This is a genomic window from Prolixibacter sp. DSM 2831, assembly GCF_056493735.1.
Genome location: NZ_CM151379.1, coordinates 1,918,139 through 1,935,366 on the forward strand (window position 1 = coordinate 1,918,139; position 17,228 = coordinate 1,935,366).

Annotated in this window: 10 protein-coding genes; 6 read left to right on the forward strand and 4 right to left on the reverse strand. The window is 44.6% G+C overall.

Translation table 11 applies throughout. The annotated features are described in order from the left end of the window. Window positions 1-3 precede the first annotated feature (3 nt). A complete protein-coding gene (locus tag AC060N_RS07675) occupies window positions 4-1,704 on the forward strand; it encodes a hypothetical protein (protein WP_479526574.1) in 1,701 nt (566 codons plus the stop codon). 77 nt (window positions 1,705-1,781) lie between these two features. On the opposite strand, the gene odhB is transcribed toward AC060N_RS07675, so the two are convergent. Then, a complete protein-coding gene (odhB, locus tag AC060N_RS07680) occupies window positions 1,782-3,068 on the reverse strand; it encodes a 2-oxoglutarate dehydrogenase complex dihydrolipoyllysine-residue succinyltransferase (protein ID WP_479526575.1) in 1,287 nt (428 codons plus the stop codon). A 42-nt stretch (window positions 3,069-3,110) separates the two neighbouring features. Beyond that, window positions 3,111-5,825: a 2-oxoglutarate dehydrogenase E1 component gene (locus tag AC060N_RS07685; protein WP_479526576.1), complete on the reverse strand. Its 2,715-nt coding sequence runs from the start codon at window positions 5,823-5,825 to the stop codon at window positions 3,111-3,113. Window positions 5,826-6,028: 203 nt separating this feature from the next. Here AC060N_RS07685 and AC060N_RS07690 point away from each other — a divergent pair, with 203 nt between their 5' ends. Continuing rightward, window positions 6,029-8,902: a PD-(D/E)XK nuclease family protein gene (locus AC060N_RS07690; protein ID WP_479526577.1), complete on the forward strand. Its 2,874-nt coding sequence runs from the start codon at window positions 6,029-6,031 to the stop codon at window positions 8,900-8,902. A gap of 48 nt (window positions 8,903-8,950) precedes the next feature. On the opposite strand, the gene trmD is transcribed toward AC060N_RS07690, so the two are convergent. Continuing rightward, the gene (trmD, locus tag AC060N_RS07695; RefSeq protein WP_479526578.1) at window positions 8,951-9,640 is read right to left on the reverse strand and encodes a tRNA (guanosine(37)-N1)-methyltransferase TrmD; all 690 of its coding nucleotides are present in this window, start codon (window positions 9,638-9,640) and stop codon (window positions 8,951-8,953) included. A gap of 289 nt (window positions 9,641-9,929) precedes the next feature. Between trmD and AC060N_RS07700 the strand changes: the two genes are divergently transcribed. From AC060N_RS07700 to yidC, 4 genes are all read left to right on the forward strand, one after another. After that, on the forward strand, window positions 9,930-10,325 hold the full coding sequence (locus AC060N_RS07700) for an Hsp20/alpha crystallin family protein (RefSeq protein WP_479526579.1): 396 nt from the start codon (window positions 9,930-9,932) through the stop codon (window positions 10,323-10,325). Window positions 10,326-10,537: 212 nt separating this feature from the next. Continuing rightward, window positions 10,538-12,814 (forward strand): DUF349 domain-containing protein, encoded by a 2,277-nt coding sequence (locus AC060N_RS07705; protein WP_479526580.1) that lies wholly within the window; start codon window positions 10,538-10,540, stop codon window positions 12,812-12,814. Between the two features lie 149 nt (window positions 12,815-12,963). Then, entirely contained in the window at window positions 12,964-14,571 is a 1,608-nt protein-coding gene (locus AC060N_RS07710) for a CTP synthase (RefSeq protein WP_479526581.1), read from the forward strand. Window positions 14,572-14,598: 27 nt separating this feature from the next. Further along, the gene (gene yidC / locus AC060N_RS07715; protein ID WP_479526582.1) at window positions 14,599-16,536 is read left to right on the forward strand and encodes a membrane protein insertase YidC; all 1,938 of its coding nucleotides are present in this window, start codon (window positions 14,599-14,601) and stop codon (window positions 16,534-16,536) included. Between the two features lie 139 nt (window positions 16,537-16,675). On the opposite strand, the gene ribH is transcribed toward yidC, so the two are convergent. Beyond that, entirely contained in the window at window positions 16,676-17,170 is a 495-nt protein-coding gene (ribH, locus tag AC060N_RS07720) for a 6,7-dimethyl-8-ribityllumazine synthase (protein ID WP_479526583.1), read from the reverse strand. Window positions 17,171-17,228 lie beyond the last annotated feature (58 nt).

The following is a 17,228-nucleotide window of genomic DNA, read 5'->3' on the forward strand; positions in this document are numbered from 1 at the left end:
AATATGAATACAAAAACAAAGACTTTTATAAAACAGTTGGTAATATCCGTTGCACTTTTGGTTATTGCTCTTCCCGGGTATCTTCGCGCAGCTGACGAACCTGTCCTGAATGAAAAGGTTGCTTTCGTCACGGATCGCGATTTCTACGTGGCCGGTGAGGACCTGTATTTCAAAGCGTGCAATTTGTCGAATCCGGAGATGGCGGCATTGGAATGGAGTAAGGTTTTGTACGTTGAATTAATAGATGGTAACGCCAATCCCGTTGTTCGTGAGAAATTCACGTTAGGAGAGAATGGAGCAGATGGTCGGATAACCATTCCCGAGGTAATTCCTTCAGGGTACTATTACGTAATGGCTTATACTCGCTGGATGCGTAATTTTCCTGCTTCCGGATTTGCCTGGAAGATGGTGAAAATTCTGAATCCCTATTCAGAAGAAGTGGTTTCGGGAAACGATTCCCTGAAGATCGATGCCAGTGGAAATTGGGAGGTGGAAAGAGATTCGACCGCCCATCAAACATTTAAAAGGAGGCAAAATGTTTCGCTTGATTTGTCGCTTCCTGATGTTAATGATCCAACTTGTACAACAACCGTTTCAGTCGTGCGTAAGGGCAGTCATGTGGCTTACCATCAGCAGATGGACGTTCGCGATCCGGATTATGATAAAGTAACCGGGGATACGATTGTTTTCATTCCGGAAACACGAGGTGTGAGTGTTAACGGCAGGGTTGTAAATCGAAATACCGGAAAACCTGTGGCGTATGCCCGGATTAACCTCTCAGTTTTGGGTGGCGAAGGCAATTTTCATGGAACCTATAGCCGTTCAGATGGAACCTTCCACTTCGCTATTTTGGATGAGTATGGTAACCGGGAATTATTTATGTCGGTCGAAAAAGATAGTGTTCCCTGCAAATTATTGGTTGATAATGATTTTATTCAGAGGGGGTTGGCAGTTCCTAACATAAAATTTCGGTTGACGCCGGCTGAGAGAAAGATGGCGGAGCGGATGATGATCAGTCAGCAGTTGGCCAGTAATTTTAGGTTAAGAACAAAGCCTGATTCAATGAAAACCGACCGGAATCAAGAATATTTCTTTGGAAAGCCGGTTTTCCATACTGATCTGGATAAATACATCAGGCTGCCAACGCTTGAAGAGGTTTTTTACGAGTTGGTTCCCAGCGTTGTAGTGGTTCGTCATCACGGGGTGCCCCGGTTCTTTGTTGCGGGCGACCATTCCGATTTGCGCCTCTATCCGCCATTGGTACTGCTCGATAGAGTGCCGTTGTCGGATATGAATAATATTCTCTCCATTCCTCCCGAGCGAATCAAATCCATTGATGTGGTTAATGCTACCTACCAGCGTGGCGATTTGATTTACGGCGGAATTATCAGCATGAAATCGCGACAAGATGATTTGGCGGGGATTGATTTGCCCGAAAGTTCTTTCTTCCTTGAGTTTCAAACGCTCGATAAAGCTGATAGTTCACATGTGCTAACGGATGTGAAAGGGGCCGGTTCGCCGAATATCCCGATGATGGGAAATACGTTGTACTGGAATTCGGATGCAGTGCCTGATAAAAATAACAAGGTTCACGTTTCGTTCGATACAGGGGATGAAACCGGCGATTTTGAAGTATGGCTGACTTCCGTGACGACGGAAGGGAAAGTGTCTGAGCGATGTGTGCCGATTACGATTACCCGATAGAGAAAGCATATAGCAAATAAAAAAAAGCGGAGCCATTTTGTGGTTCCGCTTTTTGCATCATATAGTGGTTGCAATATTTACAAGTCCAGCAGTAATTCTTCGGGCGAGCTTCCGCCGAAGAGCAATTTCTCCGGATTCTCGATGAATTCCTTCAGATGGACAAGAAAGCCCACAGAGTCTTTCCCATCGATAACACGGTGGTCATACGAAAGGGCGGTGTACATCATTGGGCGGATTTCCACTTTGCCATTCACAGCGACAGGCCGCTCTTTGATGGCATGCATTCCCAGAATTCCGCTTTGCGGCGGATTGATAATGGGAGTTGACATCAGTGAGCCAAATACACCTCCATTGGTAATGGTAAACGTTCCACCGGTCATTTCTTCGATGGTCAATTTCCGGTTACGAGCCTTGGCAGCCAACTCTTTAATCTCCAGTTCAATTTCCGGAATCGACTTGGTTTCCACATTGCGGACAATTGGAACCATGAGTCCCTTCGGAGTCATCACAGCAATACCGACATCGTGGTAACGCGGCGTGACAATTTCGTCGCCTTCGATCATGGAATTGACGCCTGGATGCTGCTTCAGTGCTTCGCTGACCGCTTTGGTGAAGAAGGACATGAATCCCAGCTTGAAACCGTGCTTCTCAACAAATCTTTCCTGGTAAGTCTTACGCAATTGCATCACGTTGGTCATGTCCAACTCGTTGAACGTGGTCAACATGGCTGTTTCGTTTTTCACGGAAACGAGACGCTGACTGAGCTTTTTACGCAGTGAACTCATTGTTTGCCGGTCCTCGTCACGACTTACTTCTTGCTTCTGCAAAGCCGGATGGTTTTTCAGTGCATCGGCGGCGGTTTCCACGTCTTTACGGGAAAGACGACGCAAACCTTCGAGAACTTCTTCGACAGATAAGCTTTCGGCCTCCATCACAGCTTTGGCTGCCGGAGTTGTTTTTACATGAGATACATCCTCCCCTGAAGACTTTGGCGTTTCAGGCTTTTTCTCAGCTTTGGGTGGTTCCGGTTTCTTCGTTTTTACTTCGGGTTTCTTCTCCTCCACAGGAGCTTCTTTCTTCTCTTCAGCCTTAGGTTCTTCTTTTGGCTTAGCCGGAGCTTCTCCCGCTTTGTCCGTATCGATGGTACAAGCAACGGCGCCGACTTCGATGGAATCGCCCTCTTCTGCTTTAATATTCACTGCTCCCGCTTCGCTTGCAATGAGAGACAGGGTGGCTTTATCTGATTCAATCTCTGCTATTTCCTGGTCCTTCTCAACTATATCACCGTCAGAAACAAGCCAACTTCCTATTTCCACTTCGGTGATGGATTCACCCGGACTCGGTACTTTTATTTCGATGATCATCTTTTTGGTACTTTTTTGATGAATTGTGATTGTTTTGGGGTTTTATTTAAAAACGGCTTCCAGGATTCGTTCGAGGCGTCGTTTATGTTGTTCCATCAATCCGCCGGCCGGACTGGCACTCTCGGGTCGGGAAATCACGTCAAGATTCAGGCCCGGATATTTGCGGGCAATGTATGGCCAGGCTCCCATGTTTTCAGGTTCATCCTGAACCCAAAGTTTGCCTTTGGCATTTTTATTTTCATAGATGATACTCCTGACGGCTTCGGCCGGAAACGGGTACAGTTGTTCGATGCGGATAATCGCCACATCATTTTTCTTCAGTTCTTCCCGTCGTTCCAGCAACTCGTAATAAATCTTTCCGGAAGTAAATACCAGCTTGGAAGCTTTTCCGGGCTTAACCGTATCATCCGGGATAAGCGGCTGGAATCTTCCGTTTGCCAAATCTTCGAAAGAAGATATGACTTTGGGATGACGTAACAGGCTTTTCGGCGTGAAAATTACCATTGGTATACGGAAATCCCACTTGACATGGCGTCGTAACATATGGAATAAACTGGCAGGAGTGGTTGGGACCATCACCTGCATGTTATTACCGGCAGCCTGCGCTAGCATACGCTCAATACGACCGCTGGAGTGTTCCGGGCCCTGACCTTCGTAACCGTGTGGTAACATGAGTACCAAACCATTCATCATTCCCCATTTTTCACCGGCAGAGCTGATGTATTGGTCGATGATTACTTGTGCTACGTTGCTGAAATCACCAAATTGCGCTTCCCAAATGGTTAATCCTTTTGGACAGGCGAGAGCATAGCCATATTCGAATCCCATGGCTGCATATTCGTTTAGCGGGGAATTATAAATATGGAATGGAGCCTGATTTTCACCAATGTGTTTAAGTGGGAAGTATTTTTCGTCTGTCGCTTCCATCACCAAAGCTGCGTGCCGGTGTGCAAATGTACCGCGTTCGCTGTCTTGTCCGCCCATGCGAACTGGATGTCCTTCCAGCAACAACGATGCGTAGGCGAGCAATTCACCCATGGCCCAGTCGAGCCGGTTCTCGGATGCTGCTTTCTTCCGGTCATTGAGTAGCTTGATAATTTTCCTGAAAAAGCTCTTGTCGTCTGGAAGGGTATTCATCTTTTCGGCAACCGCCTTCAGTTGGTCAATATCGTAACCGGTGTCGGTATCGTGATCCGATTCGGACGGTTCCGGTAAACGGTAATTCTTGTATTCATCGAGCAGGAATCGCTCGATACGAAGTTTTTGTATGTGCTGACTCTCTTCGTACTTTACCTCCAGCGCCTGGTTGAAATCATCAATTTCCTTCTTGATCTCTTCTTTGGTCATGATACCTTTCTGTACCAGTTTTTCAGCGTAGAGATCACGTGGATTGGGATGACTGGCAATGGCTTTGTACAGTGTAGGCTGTGTAAAACGTGGTTCGTCACCTTCGTTGTGTCCGTATTTCCGGTAGGAAAGTATATCGATGAAAATATCGGATTCGAATTGTTGCCGGAACTCCATGGCCAGTTTAATGGTAAAGATGAGGGCTTCCACATCGTCGCCATTGACGTGGAATACCGGAGAACGGGTAACCTTGGCTACGTCGGTGCTGTATGTGCTTGAACGGGCATCGAGGTAGTTGGTAGTAAAACCAACCTGGTTGTTGAGTACCATATGAATCGTACCTCCGGTTTTGTAGCCTTTGAGCTGTGACATCTGCACCGTTTCGTAAACAACTCCCTGACCGGCAATAGCAGCATCACCATGAATGACGATAGGGGCCAGTTTCTTGAAGTCTTTACCATATTCATGGTCCAGTTTGGCACGTGCTACTCCCTCGACCAGCGGCGCTACCGCTTCCAGGTGCGACGGATTGGGAAGAAGATTCAGTTTTACTTTATGCCCCTGGTCAGTGGTAACCTCGTTTTCGTAACCCAGGTGATATTTTACATCGCCAAGGGCAATTCCTTCTTCGAATTCGGTCCCGTAGAATTCCTTGAAGATATTCTTGTAAGGTTTTTCAACGATATTGGCCAGCACGTTTAACCGGCCGCGGTGCGACATTCCAATCACAAACTCCTCGATTCCCAGCTCTGCGCCGCGCTCGATGATGGCGTCCATGGCCGGAATCAGAGTTTCGGTTCCCTCAAGAGAGAAGCGCTTCTGACCGACAAACTTTTTGTGAATGAAGTTCTCGAAACCAACTGCCAATTTTAGGTGGTAGAAAATGTGTTTCCGGTTCTCGTCGGTAAACTCCTGCTGATTTTTGGTCCCTTCCATGCGTTCGCGAAGCCACTTAACCACTTCTGGTTTTCGCATAAAAAGGTACTCCACGCCGATTGATTCACAGTACGTTGTTTCGAGATGTGCTACAATATCACGCAATGATGCCGGCCCAATACCGATCTCATTTCCCGCCTGGAAAACAATGTCCAGATCAGCTTCACTTAACCCAAAATTTTCAATATCTAATGTTGGTGAGTAAGTCCGGCGTGTCCGTACGGGGTTGGTTCGTGTAAACAGGTGTCCTCGTTGTCGGTAATTGTGAATAAGGTTCAGAATCTTAAACTCTTTGTCCAGGTGTTTGCAATCCTCAGGTGTTTCGGCTTCTGCCCAAGATTGCCGGGCGAACTCGAAACCTTTGAAAAATGCTTTCCAGCTTGCATCCACATTCCCCGGATCTTCAAGGTACGCTTTGTATAGGTCCTCTATCGCTCCAATCTCTTGGTTGCCAACCTGTGAGAATTTGTCCATGTTAGTGTTATTCATAAGTTGATGATAAAAATAATACAAAGATGTACCGACATATGTTCAGTAAAATTTTAAACTTTCGTTGATGATTTTTCAAAGATATGTGAGGATTGATAAAAAAGTATCAACTTTACACTTTCACATCTTTTTTCCCAGTGAAAACCAATAAAGATTTAAATAGTTCTGAATTAATTGATAAAAATTTTATGCAGGGATTTTTAGCGCGTTTGGCTGCCCATTTATATGAGGTTTACGGAGACAAAATTTCGGAGCAAACAATCATTTTTCCGAACCGAAGAGCCGGAATTTTTTTCAATAGTTACCTGAATCGGTTGGTCTCCGAGCCGATTTTTAGTCCGGAGATTATTACCATCAGCGATTTTTTCGCCAGTCAGACCGATTGGCACGTGGCCGATCCGCTTACACTCGTGTTTCATCTGTATGAAATTTACCGCGAAGTTACAGGTTCCAGTGAATCATTCGATGACTTTTATTTCTGGGGCGATATGCTCGTGAACGATTTCGACGATATCGACAAGTACAATGTCGATGCGGCCGGTCTTTTTCAGAACATTTCCGATTTGAAGGAGATTGACCTGCTTTTTCAGGACTTTGATGACGAGAGCCGGGAACACATCACAGGATTTTGGCAGAGCTTGAGCAACCGCGACAAGACGCCGAATCAAGAGGAGTTTTTGCAAATCTGGCAATCGCTTTTCCCGATTTATGAGAAATTCAGAGAGCGGCTTTTGAACGAGGGAATTGCTTACGAAGGCATGGTTTACCGTGAAACGGCCAGGCAGATTCAGGAGAAAGAGTTGCAGATTAAGCAAGATGGAGACATTATTCTAGCCGGTTTCAACGCGCTGAACCGATGCGAGGAGATCTTGTTTTCCTTCTTCCGGGAAACCGGGAAAGCAAAATTTTTTTGGGACTACGACCGCTATTATCTTGATGATCCGCAGCAGGAGGCAGGTTTGTTTATGCGGAAAAACCTGAAGAAGTTCCCGCAGGCGGCCTCGTTAGGCGGCGAGTCTGATTTCATGCAACATCCGCCAAAAATAGAAATCATCAATGTTCCTTCTCAGGTGGGGCAGGCACAGGTAGCATCGAACCAGTTAATGAAAATGCCGACACCTGACCGGCAGTTCGATGATGCAGCAGTTGTGTTGTGTGACGAAGGTTTGCTTCTGCCGGTTCTGGGAGCACTGCCGGAACAAATAGGTAAAGTGAACGTGACGATGGGGTTTCCTGTGAATGCCAGTCCGGCCTATAGTTTGGTAAATCAGTTGATCGAACTGCAGCGAAATATCCGGCGTCACGAAGAGTCGGTTTTCTATTATAAAAATGTATTGGCGCTTTTGGGCCACCAGTTGGTTTCGGGGATTGAGCCGGAATTAAGCCGAAAGTTGACAGAGGAGATTATTTCGCAAAACATGGTTTACCTTACGGCGAAGAGGTTACAGCAATCCCCGTTCTTGCGATTGATATTTCAAATTCCGCGAACGATTGATGACTATTCAGATTATTTTCTGGAAATTCTTCGTTCTGTCTTTACGAAGATGCCGTCCGATGAAAGTGAAAACCGGCATCAGTTACATAAAGAATATTTGTTCCAGCTCTATTTGGCTGTCAACCGCCTGAAGGATGTGCTGGAAACCAGTGGTAAGAAAATTCTCGGGGATGAGAACTTTTTAACAAGAGAAACCTATTTCCGTTTTCTGGGACAATACCTGGGAGGCATTACGGTGCCTTTCGAGGGGGAACCGCTTCAGGGACTTCAGGTTATGGGAATCCTGGAAACGCGAACGCTGGACTTTCGCAACCTGGTCATTCTGTCGATGAATGACGGCGTTATGCCCAAAACTTCAGCGAAAGCTTCTTTTATTCCCTACAATTTGAGGCGTGGTTTTGGTTTGCCTTCCGTTGAAGAAATGAATGCCATGTATGCTTATTACTTTTATCGATTGCTTCAGCGGGCCGAGAGTGTAACGTTTGTTTATCATTCAGGTACCGAAGGACTTTTTGTAGGCGAAAAAAGTCGTTACTTGTACCAGTTGCAAATGGAAACGCCGCTAAACATTAAAGAAACAAGCGTTTCGATGGAGGTGTCCTCGCTTTCGCCTGTGCCGATTAGTGTTCAGAAAACAGAAGACGTGATGGCTCCGTTAATACCTTATCTTAAAGGTGAACGGGCGCTTTCGCCCAGTGCTATCGATAAGTATCTGACGTGTTCATTGCAGTTCTATTTTCGCTACAGTGCAGGTTTGGAAGAACCGGATGAAGTAACCGAAGAGGTTGATGCCCGGATTTTCGGAAATCTGTTTCATGATACGATGGAGGCCTTGTATACTCTATTTCTCGGAAAGGAATTGAGTGCCGATGATATTCAGGGCTTGATAGACGATGAACTGAGAATTCAGGATTTACTGCTTCAGTCGTTTCGGAAAAACTATTTCAAAGGAGGGGACAATACCGAGGCCGTTGTTCTTCGCGGACGCAACTGGCTGGTAGGAGAAATTGTAAAGAAATATGTGAGGCAGGTGCTTGCGTTGGATAAAGAGAGAGCACCATTTACCATTGAAGGTCTGGAGAACAAGGTCAAAGCTGATTTCCCTTTAACTGATGGAGAGAGAACGGTTCTCGTCGGTGGAAAAGTCGACCGGATGGATAAACGGGATGGTGTTCTGGAAATACTGGATTACAAAACAGGAAAGGCCGAACTCAGTTTCACGATGCTGGATGATTTATTCGATAGGGAGAAGTCGAACCGGAACAAAGCTGCCCTGCAGACTTTGATTTATGCGTCTGTTGTTCATGCCAATCGTAAATCGGAGGGGATTATTCAAGCCGGTATTTATGCTTTGCGCAGAATATTCGAAAAAGATTTCCAGCCAACGGTGACGAGCAAAGAGTTGGGGAATTTGCCGGTTAACTATGTCGAGCACCAGGATGTATTTAAAGAAAAGTTAGTTGCTCTTCTGGAAGAAATCTTCGATACAAATGTCCCGTTTGTCCAGACAGAGAAGGAAGAAACCTGCCGTTATTGTCCGTATAAAAATATTTGCCGGCGTGGATAAAAAATCCCGGTTCAATTTTTCTAAACCGGGATGCTGTAGAGAATATCTTTATTCGTCGTCGTGTTTCCCGAGTAGATCGGGCCGGAGCTTTTTCGTTCTCTCGTAAGCCTGCTCCATTTTCCAATCTTCAATCAACTGGTCGTTTCCTGACAAGAGCACATCCGGAACTTTCCAACCTTTGTAATCGGCTGGTCGGGTATAAACCGGCGGGCTGAGTAATCCGTCCTGGAAAGAATCCGTTAAGGCAGAAGTTTCGTCGGAAAGTACGCCGGGAATCAGTCGAACAACGGCATCGGCAATAATCGCGGCGGCCAGTTCGCCTCCCGTAAGGACAAAATCACCAACCGATATTTCACGGGTAATCAAGTTGTCTCGCACTCGTTGATCGACACCTTTGTAGTGCCCGCAAAGAATGATGATATTCTTTTTCAGCGAAAGCTGGTTGGCATCGTTTTGCTCAAAGCGTTTGCCATCCGGCGAAGTGAAGATGACCTCATCGTACTCGCGCTGGCTCTTTAATTCGTTAATCGCCTTTTCGATGGGCTCTACCATCATGACCATGCCGGCTTCTTTGCTAAAGGCGTAATCGTCAACCCGTCGGTGTTTATCGGTCGACCAATCTCTCAGGTTGTGAATATGAATTTCAGCTAAGCCTTTGTCCTGAGCCCGCTTGAGAATAGAGTGGCCGAACGGGCTTTCCAGCAATTCGGGCAAAACGGTGATGATATCTATGCGCATTGTCTCAAAAATTTCTACAAATGTAGAATTTCCCCTTTGAGTATCTCAATACTCCTTTTCAATTACCCTTTTTGTCTGCTTGATTTTGTGTGGTTATGCCATAATGGCGCAATGAATTCGACAGAGATGTCAATGTGGCATTGTTTGTTTTGAAATTGATAAGATTTATGGAATGGTATATCGTTTGAATAAAGTAGGTCAGAAATTGAAAAAACATTCAAGAAATTAACGTAATAAGGAGGAAAATATCATGTTAAACTTAATGACTTACCCGAACGCACATCCGAAAATGAAATCAAACAATGATTTGTTGGACAGATTGTTTAACGATTCAGTTTGGAACGACAGCTTTGCTTCAAGTCGTCCGAAAGCAAATGTGAAAGAAGAAAAAGATCAGTTTGTCATCGAATTGGTGGCTCCTGGTTTTACCAAAGAACAAATCAATATAAATCTTGAGAAAGAAATTCTCACCATTAAAGGCGAATCTGCAAAAAAAGAACAGGAAGCGGCACGTTATACCACCCGCGAGTTTGTAGCCGGAGACTTCGTCCGTCGTTTCTCGATGCCTGATTCGGTTGATACTGAAAACATCACTGCAGGCTTTAGCAACGGTATTCTCGAAATCAGGTTGCCGAAACGCGAAGAGAATATTGATAAGGGACCTCGGACAATTAAGATTGGTTAACAGTAATATAGCAAGTTAGGTTTTGAATTATGGGGGCTGCGAAATAATCACGCAGCCCCCTTCTTTTTGCTAAATTCAAAATATATGTTTATTTTCTTTGAGGATTAACCCTCAATTCTATATTTTCGTAAGAATAACAAAGGCTTAAGTGCTTTTGTGTTTTGGGTCAAATTCGATTATTGATGGAGTCCAACGAACTAAAAAACTCGGCTATGCCAGAGCACAACGACGAATCTCGTAATTTGAACGAGAGGGTAGAAAATGAAGAAGTCTCGAAAGAGGGACAAACGCCGGTTGACAATGAGCAACACGCAAATGAACAGCAACCCGAAAAGAAGAAGCAGGTAGACGATCCGGAAGAACAACTTGCACAGGAGGAAGCTGTGTCTTCATCGGAGACTGCAGATGAAAAATCTGCTGATAAGGAGTCTGTTGCAGATGCTTCGAAAGTAGAAGCTTCCAATGAGGAAGAAGCTCCCGAAAAGTCGGCGGATAGTTCAGAGGATGAATCCATTATTGATTCGGAGAAGGAGCCGAAAGAAGTTGACGAAAATAAAGAGGAGAGCGAGGCGATCAAAAAAGGTGAAGAGCCTGTTGTAGAAACCTCGGAAGAAAATACTTCAAAAGAAGAAGAGAGTACTGAAAAACCGGAAGGTAGTTCAGAGGATGAGTCCATGGATCTGGAGAAAGACCCTGACGACGTTGATGAAGACGAAGAGGAGACTGAAAGTGACGAAGAGGCTGTCGATAAGGCCTCGGTCGATTATTCGGGATATAACAAGGTTCAGTTGATCAATACTTTCCGAAAAATTCTTCCCAATGGCATCAGCGAAGATATTCGCCCACAGATAGAAGCCATCAAAGCCAATTTTTACAAGCTACATAATACAGAGCTGGAAGAGCAGAAGAAAGCTTTTATTGATGAAGGAGGAAATGAGGCGGATTTTCATCCCGAGCCCGACCCGTATGAGAATGACCTGAAAGATCTTCTGAAAGAATTTAAAAATCTTAGGACCGAATATCATCGCAGACAAGAGGTTCAGAAAGAGGAAAATTATCAGAAGAAGCTGGAGGTTATAGAAGAGCTGAAAGCGTTGATTAATAAGGAAGAGTCGATAAATGCGACTTTTCAGGAATTTAATGCACTGCAGGCCCGCTGGCGTGATCTGGGACAGGTTCCACAGGGAAGAGTGAAAGACCTGTGGGAGAATTACCACCATCATGTAGAGAATTTTTACGACTACATTAAGATAAACCGCGAACTCCGTGATCTTGACCTGAAAAAGAACATGGATAAGAAGATTGGGTTGTGTGAAAAGGCTGAAGTGTTGGCTGAGGACGAATCCAATGCGGTGAAAACGTTCCGTCAGCTTCAGAAGCTGCACGAGATGTGGCGTGAGATTGGACCTGTGCCAAGGGAAAATAAGCAAGAGTTGTGGGAGCGTTTCAAAGCAGCAACGACTATTATCAATAAACGATACCAGCAATATTTTGAAGAGGAGCGAAGTAAGCAAAAAGAGAATCTTGAGAAAAAGGTTGAGCTCTGCGAAAGAGCAGAGGAGTTTGCAATTTTCGATTCAACCAATCCACGTGAGTGGAATGAGATGACTGAGAAAATTATCGCTCTGCAGAAAGAATGGAAAACCATTGGATTTGCGCCAAGAAAAGATAACACCCTCGTTTGGGAACGTTTCCGTGCTGCCAACGATACTTTTTTCAGAAAAAAACGTGAATTCTGGGCCAAGAGCAAGGAAAAGCTTCACGAGAACCTGGCGAAGAAAATAGAGATATGTGAGCAGGCTGAGGAAATAAAGGACAGTACCGATTGGAAAGGTACAACCGATAAGCTGATTGCTTTGCAGAAAAAGTGGAAGGCAATCGGGCCGGTACCAAGAAAACAGAGTGACATTGTTTGGAAACGGTTTCGTGCTGCCTGTGATGAATTTTTCAACAAAAAAGGTTCGCATTTCTCCGGTATGACGGATGAACAGGAAGAGCACCTCAAAGCCAAAAAAGCGTTGATTGAGGAGGTCGGCAATTTCAAACCTTCCGGAGATGTTGAGGCAGATGTTGCTACGTTGGCTGAATTCCAGGAACGCTGGAAGGAAACCGGCCGCGTACCTTTCCGGAGAAAAGACGATGTGGAATCGAAATTCCGGGATGGCATCAACGAGCAATTCGATAAAATTGAAATGGACGAACAGGAACGTAACCTGTACAAGTTCCGGAACAAGATGGTACACTGGATGACCATTCCGCGCGGATGGAGTCGCATCAATAACGAACGCGACCGTAACGTTTCGCGCATCAAGCAGTTGGAAAGTGATCTGGGAACACTGCAGAATAACATTGGTTTCTTTGGCGATTCGGAAGGCGCTCAGTCGTTAGCTGACAATGTTCAGTCGAAGATTGATCGGATAACCTCTCAAATCAACTACCTGAAATCAAAAATTGAAATCATTGATGGACTGGAAGAAGAGTCCCGGTAGATTTACATAAAGTATAAGAGAGCCCGTTACTGAATGGCAACGGGCTTTTTCATGCTCAGATTTACCCTAAATTTAATTTTAGACTTCACCTCTTCAGATTTTATTCGTTACTTTGCATACTTTCAAAAAGCTCAAAAAATCATAGGAACGTGGCAGCAACGAAGTATATTTTTGTGACCGGCGGTGTAACCTCTTCGCTGGGGAAAGGGATCATAGCTTCTTCTTTGGCTAAGTTATTGCAATCCAGAGGATACAAGGTGACCATTCAAAAGCTTGATCCATACATTAACGTCGATCCCGGAACATTGAATCCGTACGAGCATGGAGAGTGTTTTGTAACAGAAGACGGTGCAGAAACCGACTTGGATCTGGGACATTATGAACGTTTTCTGAATACACCCACTTCGCAAGCCAATAACGTTACTACCGGCCGTATTTACCAATCGGTTATCAACAAAGAGCGCCGGGGCGATTATTTGGGTAAGACTGTTCAGATTATTCCTCATATTACAGACGAAATTAAGCGCTACATCAAATATCTCGGCTCGAAGCGGAAATTTGATGTTGTAATTTCAGAGATTGGTGGAACGGTTGGTGACATCGAATCATTGCCCTATATCGAAGCAGTTCGGCAGTTGAAGTGGGAGTTGGGTGAGAATGCGCTTTTTGTTCATCTTACGTTGGTTCCCTATTTGTCTGCTTCCGGAGAGCTAAAAACAAAGCCTACACAACATTCCGTGAAGACATTGCTTGAAAATGGAGTACAGCCCGATGTGTTGGTATTGCGTACCGAGCATCAGTTAACTCCGGATATCAAGCGTAAAGTGGCACTGTTCTGTAACGTCGAAAAAGAGGCTGTTATTGAATCGATTGATGTACCCACTATTTATGAGGTGCCGATAAAGATGAAGGAAGAGCAGCTCGATGAAATCGTGTTGAAAAAACTCGGACTGCCTCTTGGCGTCTCTCCTCAGCTGGAAGCCTGGAATGATTTTCTGTATCGGTGCAAGAATCCGAAGCAAAAAATAAAGATTGGCCTCGTCGGAAAATACGTGGAGTTGCATGACGCGTATAAATCCATTTCCGAAGCATTAATACACGCAGGCGCGGCCAATGAAGCTGAAGTTGATATAGCCTGGATTCACTCTGAGCGTGTTACGCAGGAGAACCTGGAGCGTAAACTAAAAGGATGCGACGGAATTTTGGTGGCACCGGGATTCGGACATCGTGGTATTGAAGGAAAAATACTGGCCACACAGTATGCACGGGAAAACAAAATTCCATTCTTCGGTATTTGTTTAGGAATGCAAATCGCGGTCATTGAGTTTGCACAGAATGTACTCAATATGTGTGGTGCCGATTCAAGTGAAATGAACCCTTCCACAAAGTATCCGGTTATAGACTTGATGGAAGAGCAGAAAGGCATTATCGAGAAAGGCGGAACCATGCGACTCGGTGCTTACTCCTGTCAACTGAAAAAAGATTCGAAAGCTTTTGCTGCGTATAATAAAGGAAAAGTTCATGAACGTCATCGTCACCGCTATGAGTTCAATGATAAATATTTGAAAGATTTTGAAAGTGCCGGTATGAAGGCTGTTGGAACCAATCCGGAAACCCGTTTGGTTGAGGTTATGGAAATCCCGGAACATCCATGGTTTGTTGGTGTACAGTTCCATCCTGAATACAGCAGTACGGTTCTGAAACCGCACCCGTTGTTTGTAGCGTTTGTTTCAGCTGTATTGAAAAGTAAGAAGTAAATAATTAAATAGTTGTAAAAGACTCCTATGGATAGAAATACCATTAGCGGACTTGTTCTCATTTTTGTCATACTGATTACATTCAGTTATTTTAATAAACCTTCGAAGGAAGAAGTCGAGGCTGCCAAGCGCAAGCGCGACTCAATTGAGCAGGTTCAGGCCGAACAACAACGTATTGCTGAGAAAAAAGCTCAGGAAGCTACGACTACTCAACAGCCACAGGAAAAAGCTGATTCGACAACAGCAGCAAAGACTGCACCGGCAAGTGAAAACCGGAAAGACGAGTATGGCGCCTTTGGCGATGCAGCTGTCGGAACTGAGAAGTTCGTTACGCTGGAAAATAACCTGATGAAAGTAAAGGTCTCCACGAAAGGGGGACGGATTTATTCGGTAGAATTAAAAAATTATAAAAGATACGACGGCAAACCATTGGTATTGTTTAGTGGTGATGCCAACCGTTTCGGTTTGAATTTCTTCTCACAAAACAGAAGCATTGAAACGGACAAACTGTATTTTACTCCTTCAGTAAGCTCTGATAGCCTTGTTGCAACCGGACCGAAAGTTCCGAAAGGAAAAGAAGGGCGTATCAATTTTAACGAAGACCATCCGGGAGGTTCGAAAACATTGACGATGCGAGTAAATGCCGGAAATGGCAAATTCATCGAATATGTTTATACCATCAAGTACAACTCGTACATGATGGATTTCAATATTCGCTCGCAGGGACTTAGTCAATTGATTGGCGGTAATGCTTATATGAGCTTTAACTGGGCCATCGATGTTCCTCGTCAGGAGAAGAAATCGAAATACGGCGAGGATCGTTACACGACTATCTATTACAAGTATCATCAGGATGAGGTGAACAGCCTGAGCTCTTCAAAATCCGATAGCAAGGATTTGACAACCAGCGTGAAGTGGATCGGATTTAAGCAGCTGTTTTTCTCTTCCATTCTGATTGCCGATAACAGCTTCACCAGTGCAAAAATTAAAAGCAACAAAACTGAAGATAATCCGAACTACCTGGCAGATTTCTCGGCCGATGTAACCATTCCGGTTGACAATGCCAAGACGCAGAACGTTCCGATGAAGATGTTCTTTGGTCCGAACCAGTATAATGTCCTTAAACAATACAAGCTTCAGCTTGATCAGGAGATGAATCTGGGATGGACAATTATTGGTTGGGTAAACAAGTTTATTGTGATTCCGGCGTTTGATTTCCTTCGCAGGTACATCAACAATTTTGGAATTATCATTCTGTTGCTGACTATTTACATCAAGCTCATTATTTCACCGTTTACTTACAAGTCGTATTTGTCGCAGGCGAAAATGCGTGCGTTGAAACCGGAAATTGACGAGATCAAGGCCAAGTATGGCAAAGATAAGGCGATGGAATCTCAGCAGGCTACGATGGCACTTTACAAGAAAGCCGGGGTGAATCCCATGGGAGGTTGTTTGCCCATGCTATTTCAGTTCCCGATTCTGATTGCGATGTTCCGGTTCTTCCCGGTATCCATCGAGTTGCGTCAACAGAGTTTCTTGTGGGCACACGACTTGTCGTCGTATGACTCGATTCTGCATTTGCCGTTTACCATTCCGTTTTATGGTGATCACGTTAGTTTGTTCTGTTTGTTGATGACCGTTACCAATGTCTTCTACATTAAGATGAATAACGAAATGAATGCGGCCGGAACACAACAGATGCCGGGAATGAAGACGATGATGTATTTGATGCCGGTGATGTTCCTGTTCATCTTCAATAACTATGCAGCAGGTTTGAGTTTGTATTACTTCCTGTCGCTGTTGCTGACCTTCCTGCAGATGTTCATCTTCAAGAAAGCTATCGATGAAGATAAGATTCGCAAGCAGATTACAGCTAAGCAGAAGAAGCCAGCGAAGAAGTCGAAATTCCAGAAACGTTTGGAAGATATGGCTCGCCAGCGTGGCATGGAAGCCCCAAAGAAATAATCGAAAAAGATATTCTCAATAAAATAAAAAGAGCAGTCCCATAATCGGGCTGCTCTTTTTTTATGCTTAAGCAGAATTTATGTCACAAAAAAAGCTGCTCAATCTGAACAGCTTGAATGCAATATCTTGTGTAGTTCTGTTATTCGCCATTTTCGAAATCACGCTGCAGGGCAACCATTTTGATGGCGGTAATGGCTGCTTCGTCGCCTTTGTTGCCATGTTTGCCGCCGGCACGGTCGAGTGCCTGTTGCTGATTATCGGTCGTTAAAACGCCGAAAATTATAGGCAAATTGAATTTCATGTTCAAATGAGTTGCTCCTTGCGAAACACCTTCACAAATAAAATCGAAGTGCCGGGTTTCTCCCTGTATCACACAACCGAGTAACAGAACAGCATCTACGTCGGTATTTTCAGCAAAAAGCTGACCGCCCAGGGTTAGTTCAAAACTTCCGGGTACGTGTTTTACCCGAATGTTATCGTCTTTTGCTCCATGCTTTTTCAATGTTTCAACAGCACCACGAGCCAATGCCCCAGTTACTTCATAGTTCCATTCCGATACCACAATACCGAATTTCATGTTTTCGGCCGATGGAACTTTTTCCATGTCGTATGCAGATAAATCTTTTGTAGCCATTTTTTCAGGATTTTTGCAAAGATAAAAAATCCCCTCCGTTCCGAAACGAAGGGGATTG

Bases quoted from the DNA above. Each gene is read 5' to 3' on its own strand.
- AC060N_RS07675 (WP_479526574.1), top strand. From the start codon at position 4: ATGAATACAAAAACAAAGACTTTTATAAAACAGTTGGTAATATCCGTT.
- odhB (WP_479526575.1), bottom strand. From the start codon at position 3,068: ATGATCATCGAAATAAAAGTACCGAGTCCGGGTGAATCCATCACCGAA.
- AC060N_RS07685 (WP_479526576.1), bottom strand. From the start codon at position 5,825: ATGGACAAATTCTCACAGGTTGGCAACCAAGAGATTGGAGCGATAGAG.
- AC060N_RS07690 (WP_479526577.1), top strand. From the start codon at position 6,029: ATGCAGGGATTTTTAGCGCGTTTGGCTGCCCATTTATATGAGGTTTAC.
- trmD (WP_479526578.1), bottom strand. From the start codon at position 9,640: ATGCGCATAGATATCATCACCGTTTTGCCCGAATTGCTGGAAAGCCCG.
- AC060N_RS07700 (WP_479526579.1), top strand. From the start codon at position 9,930: ATGAAATCAAACAATGATTTGTTGGACAGATTGTTTAACGATTCAGTT.
- AC060N_RS07705 (WP_479526580.1), top strand. From the start codon at position 10,538: ATGCCAGAGCACAACGACGAATCTCGTAATTTGAACGAGAGGGTAGAA.
- yidC (WP_479526582.1), top strand. From the start codon at position 14,599: ATGGATAGAAATACCATTAGCGGACTTGTTCTCATTTTTGTCATACTG.
- ribH (WP_479526583.1), bottom strand. From the start codon at position 17,170: ATGGCTACAAAAGATTTATCTGCATACGACATGGAAAAAGTTCCATCG.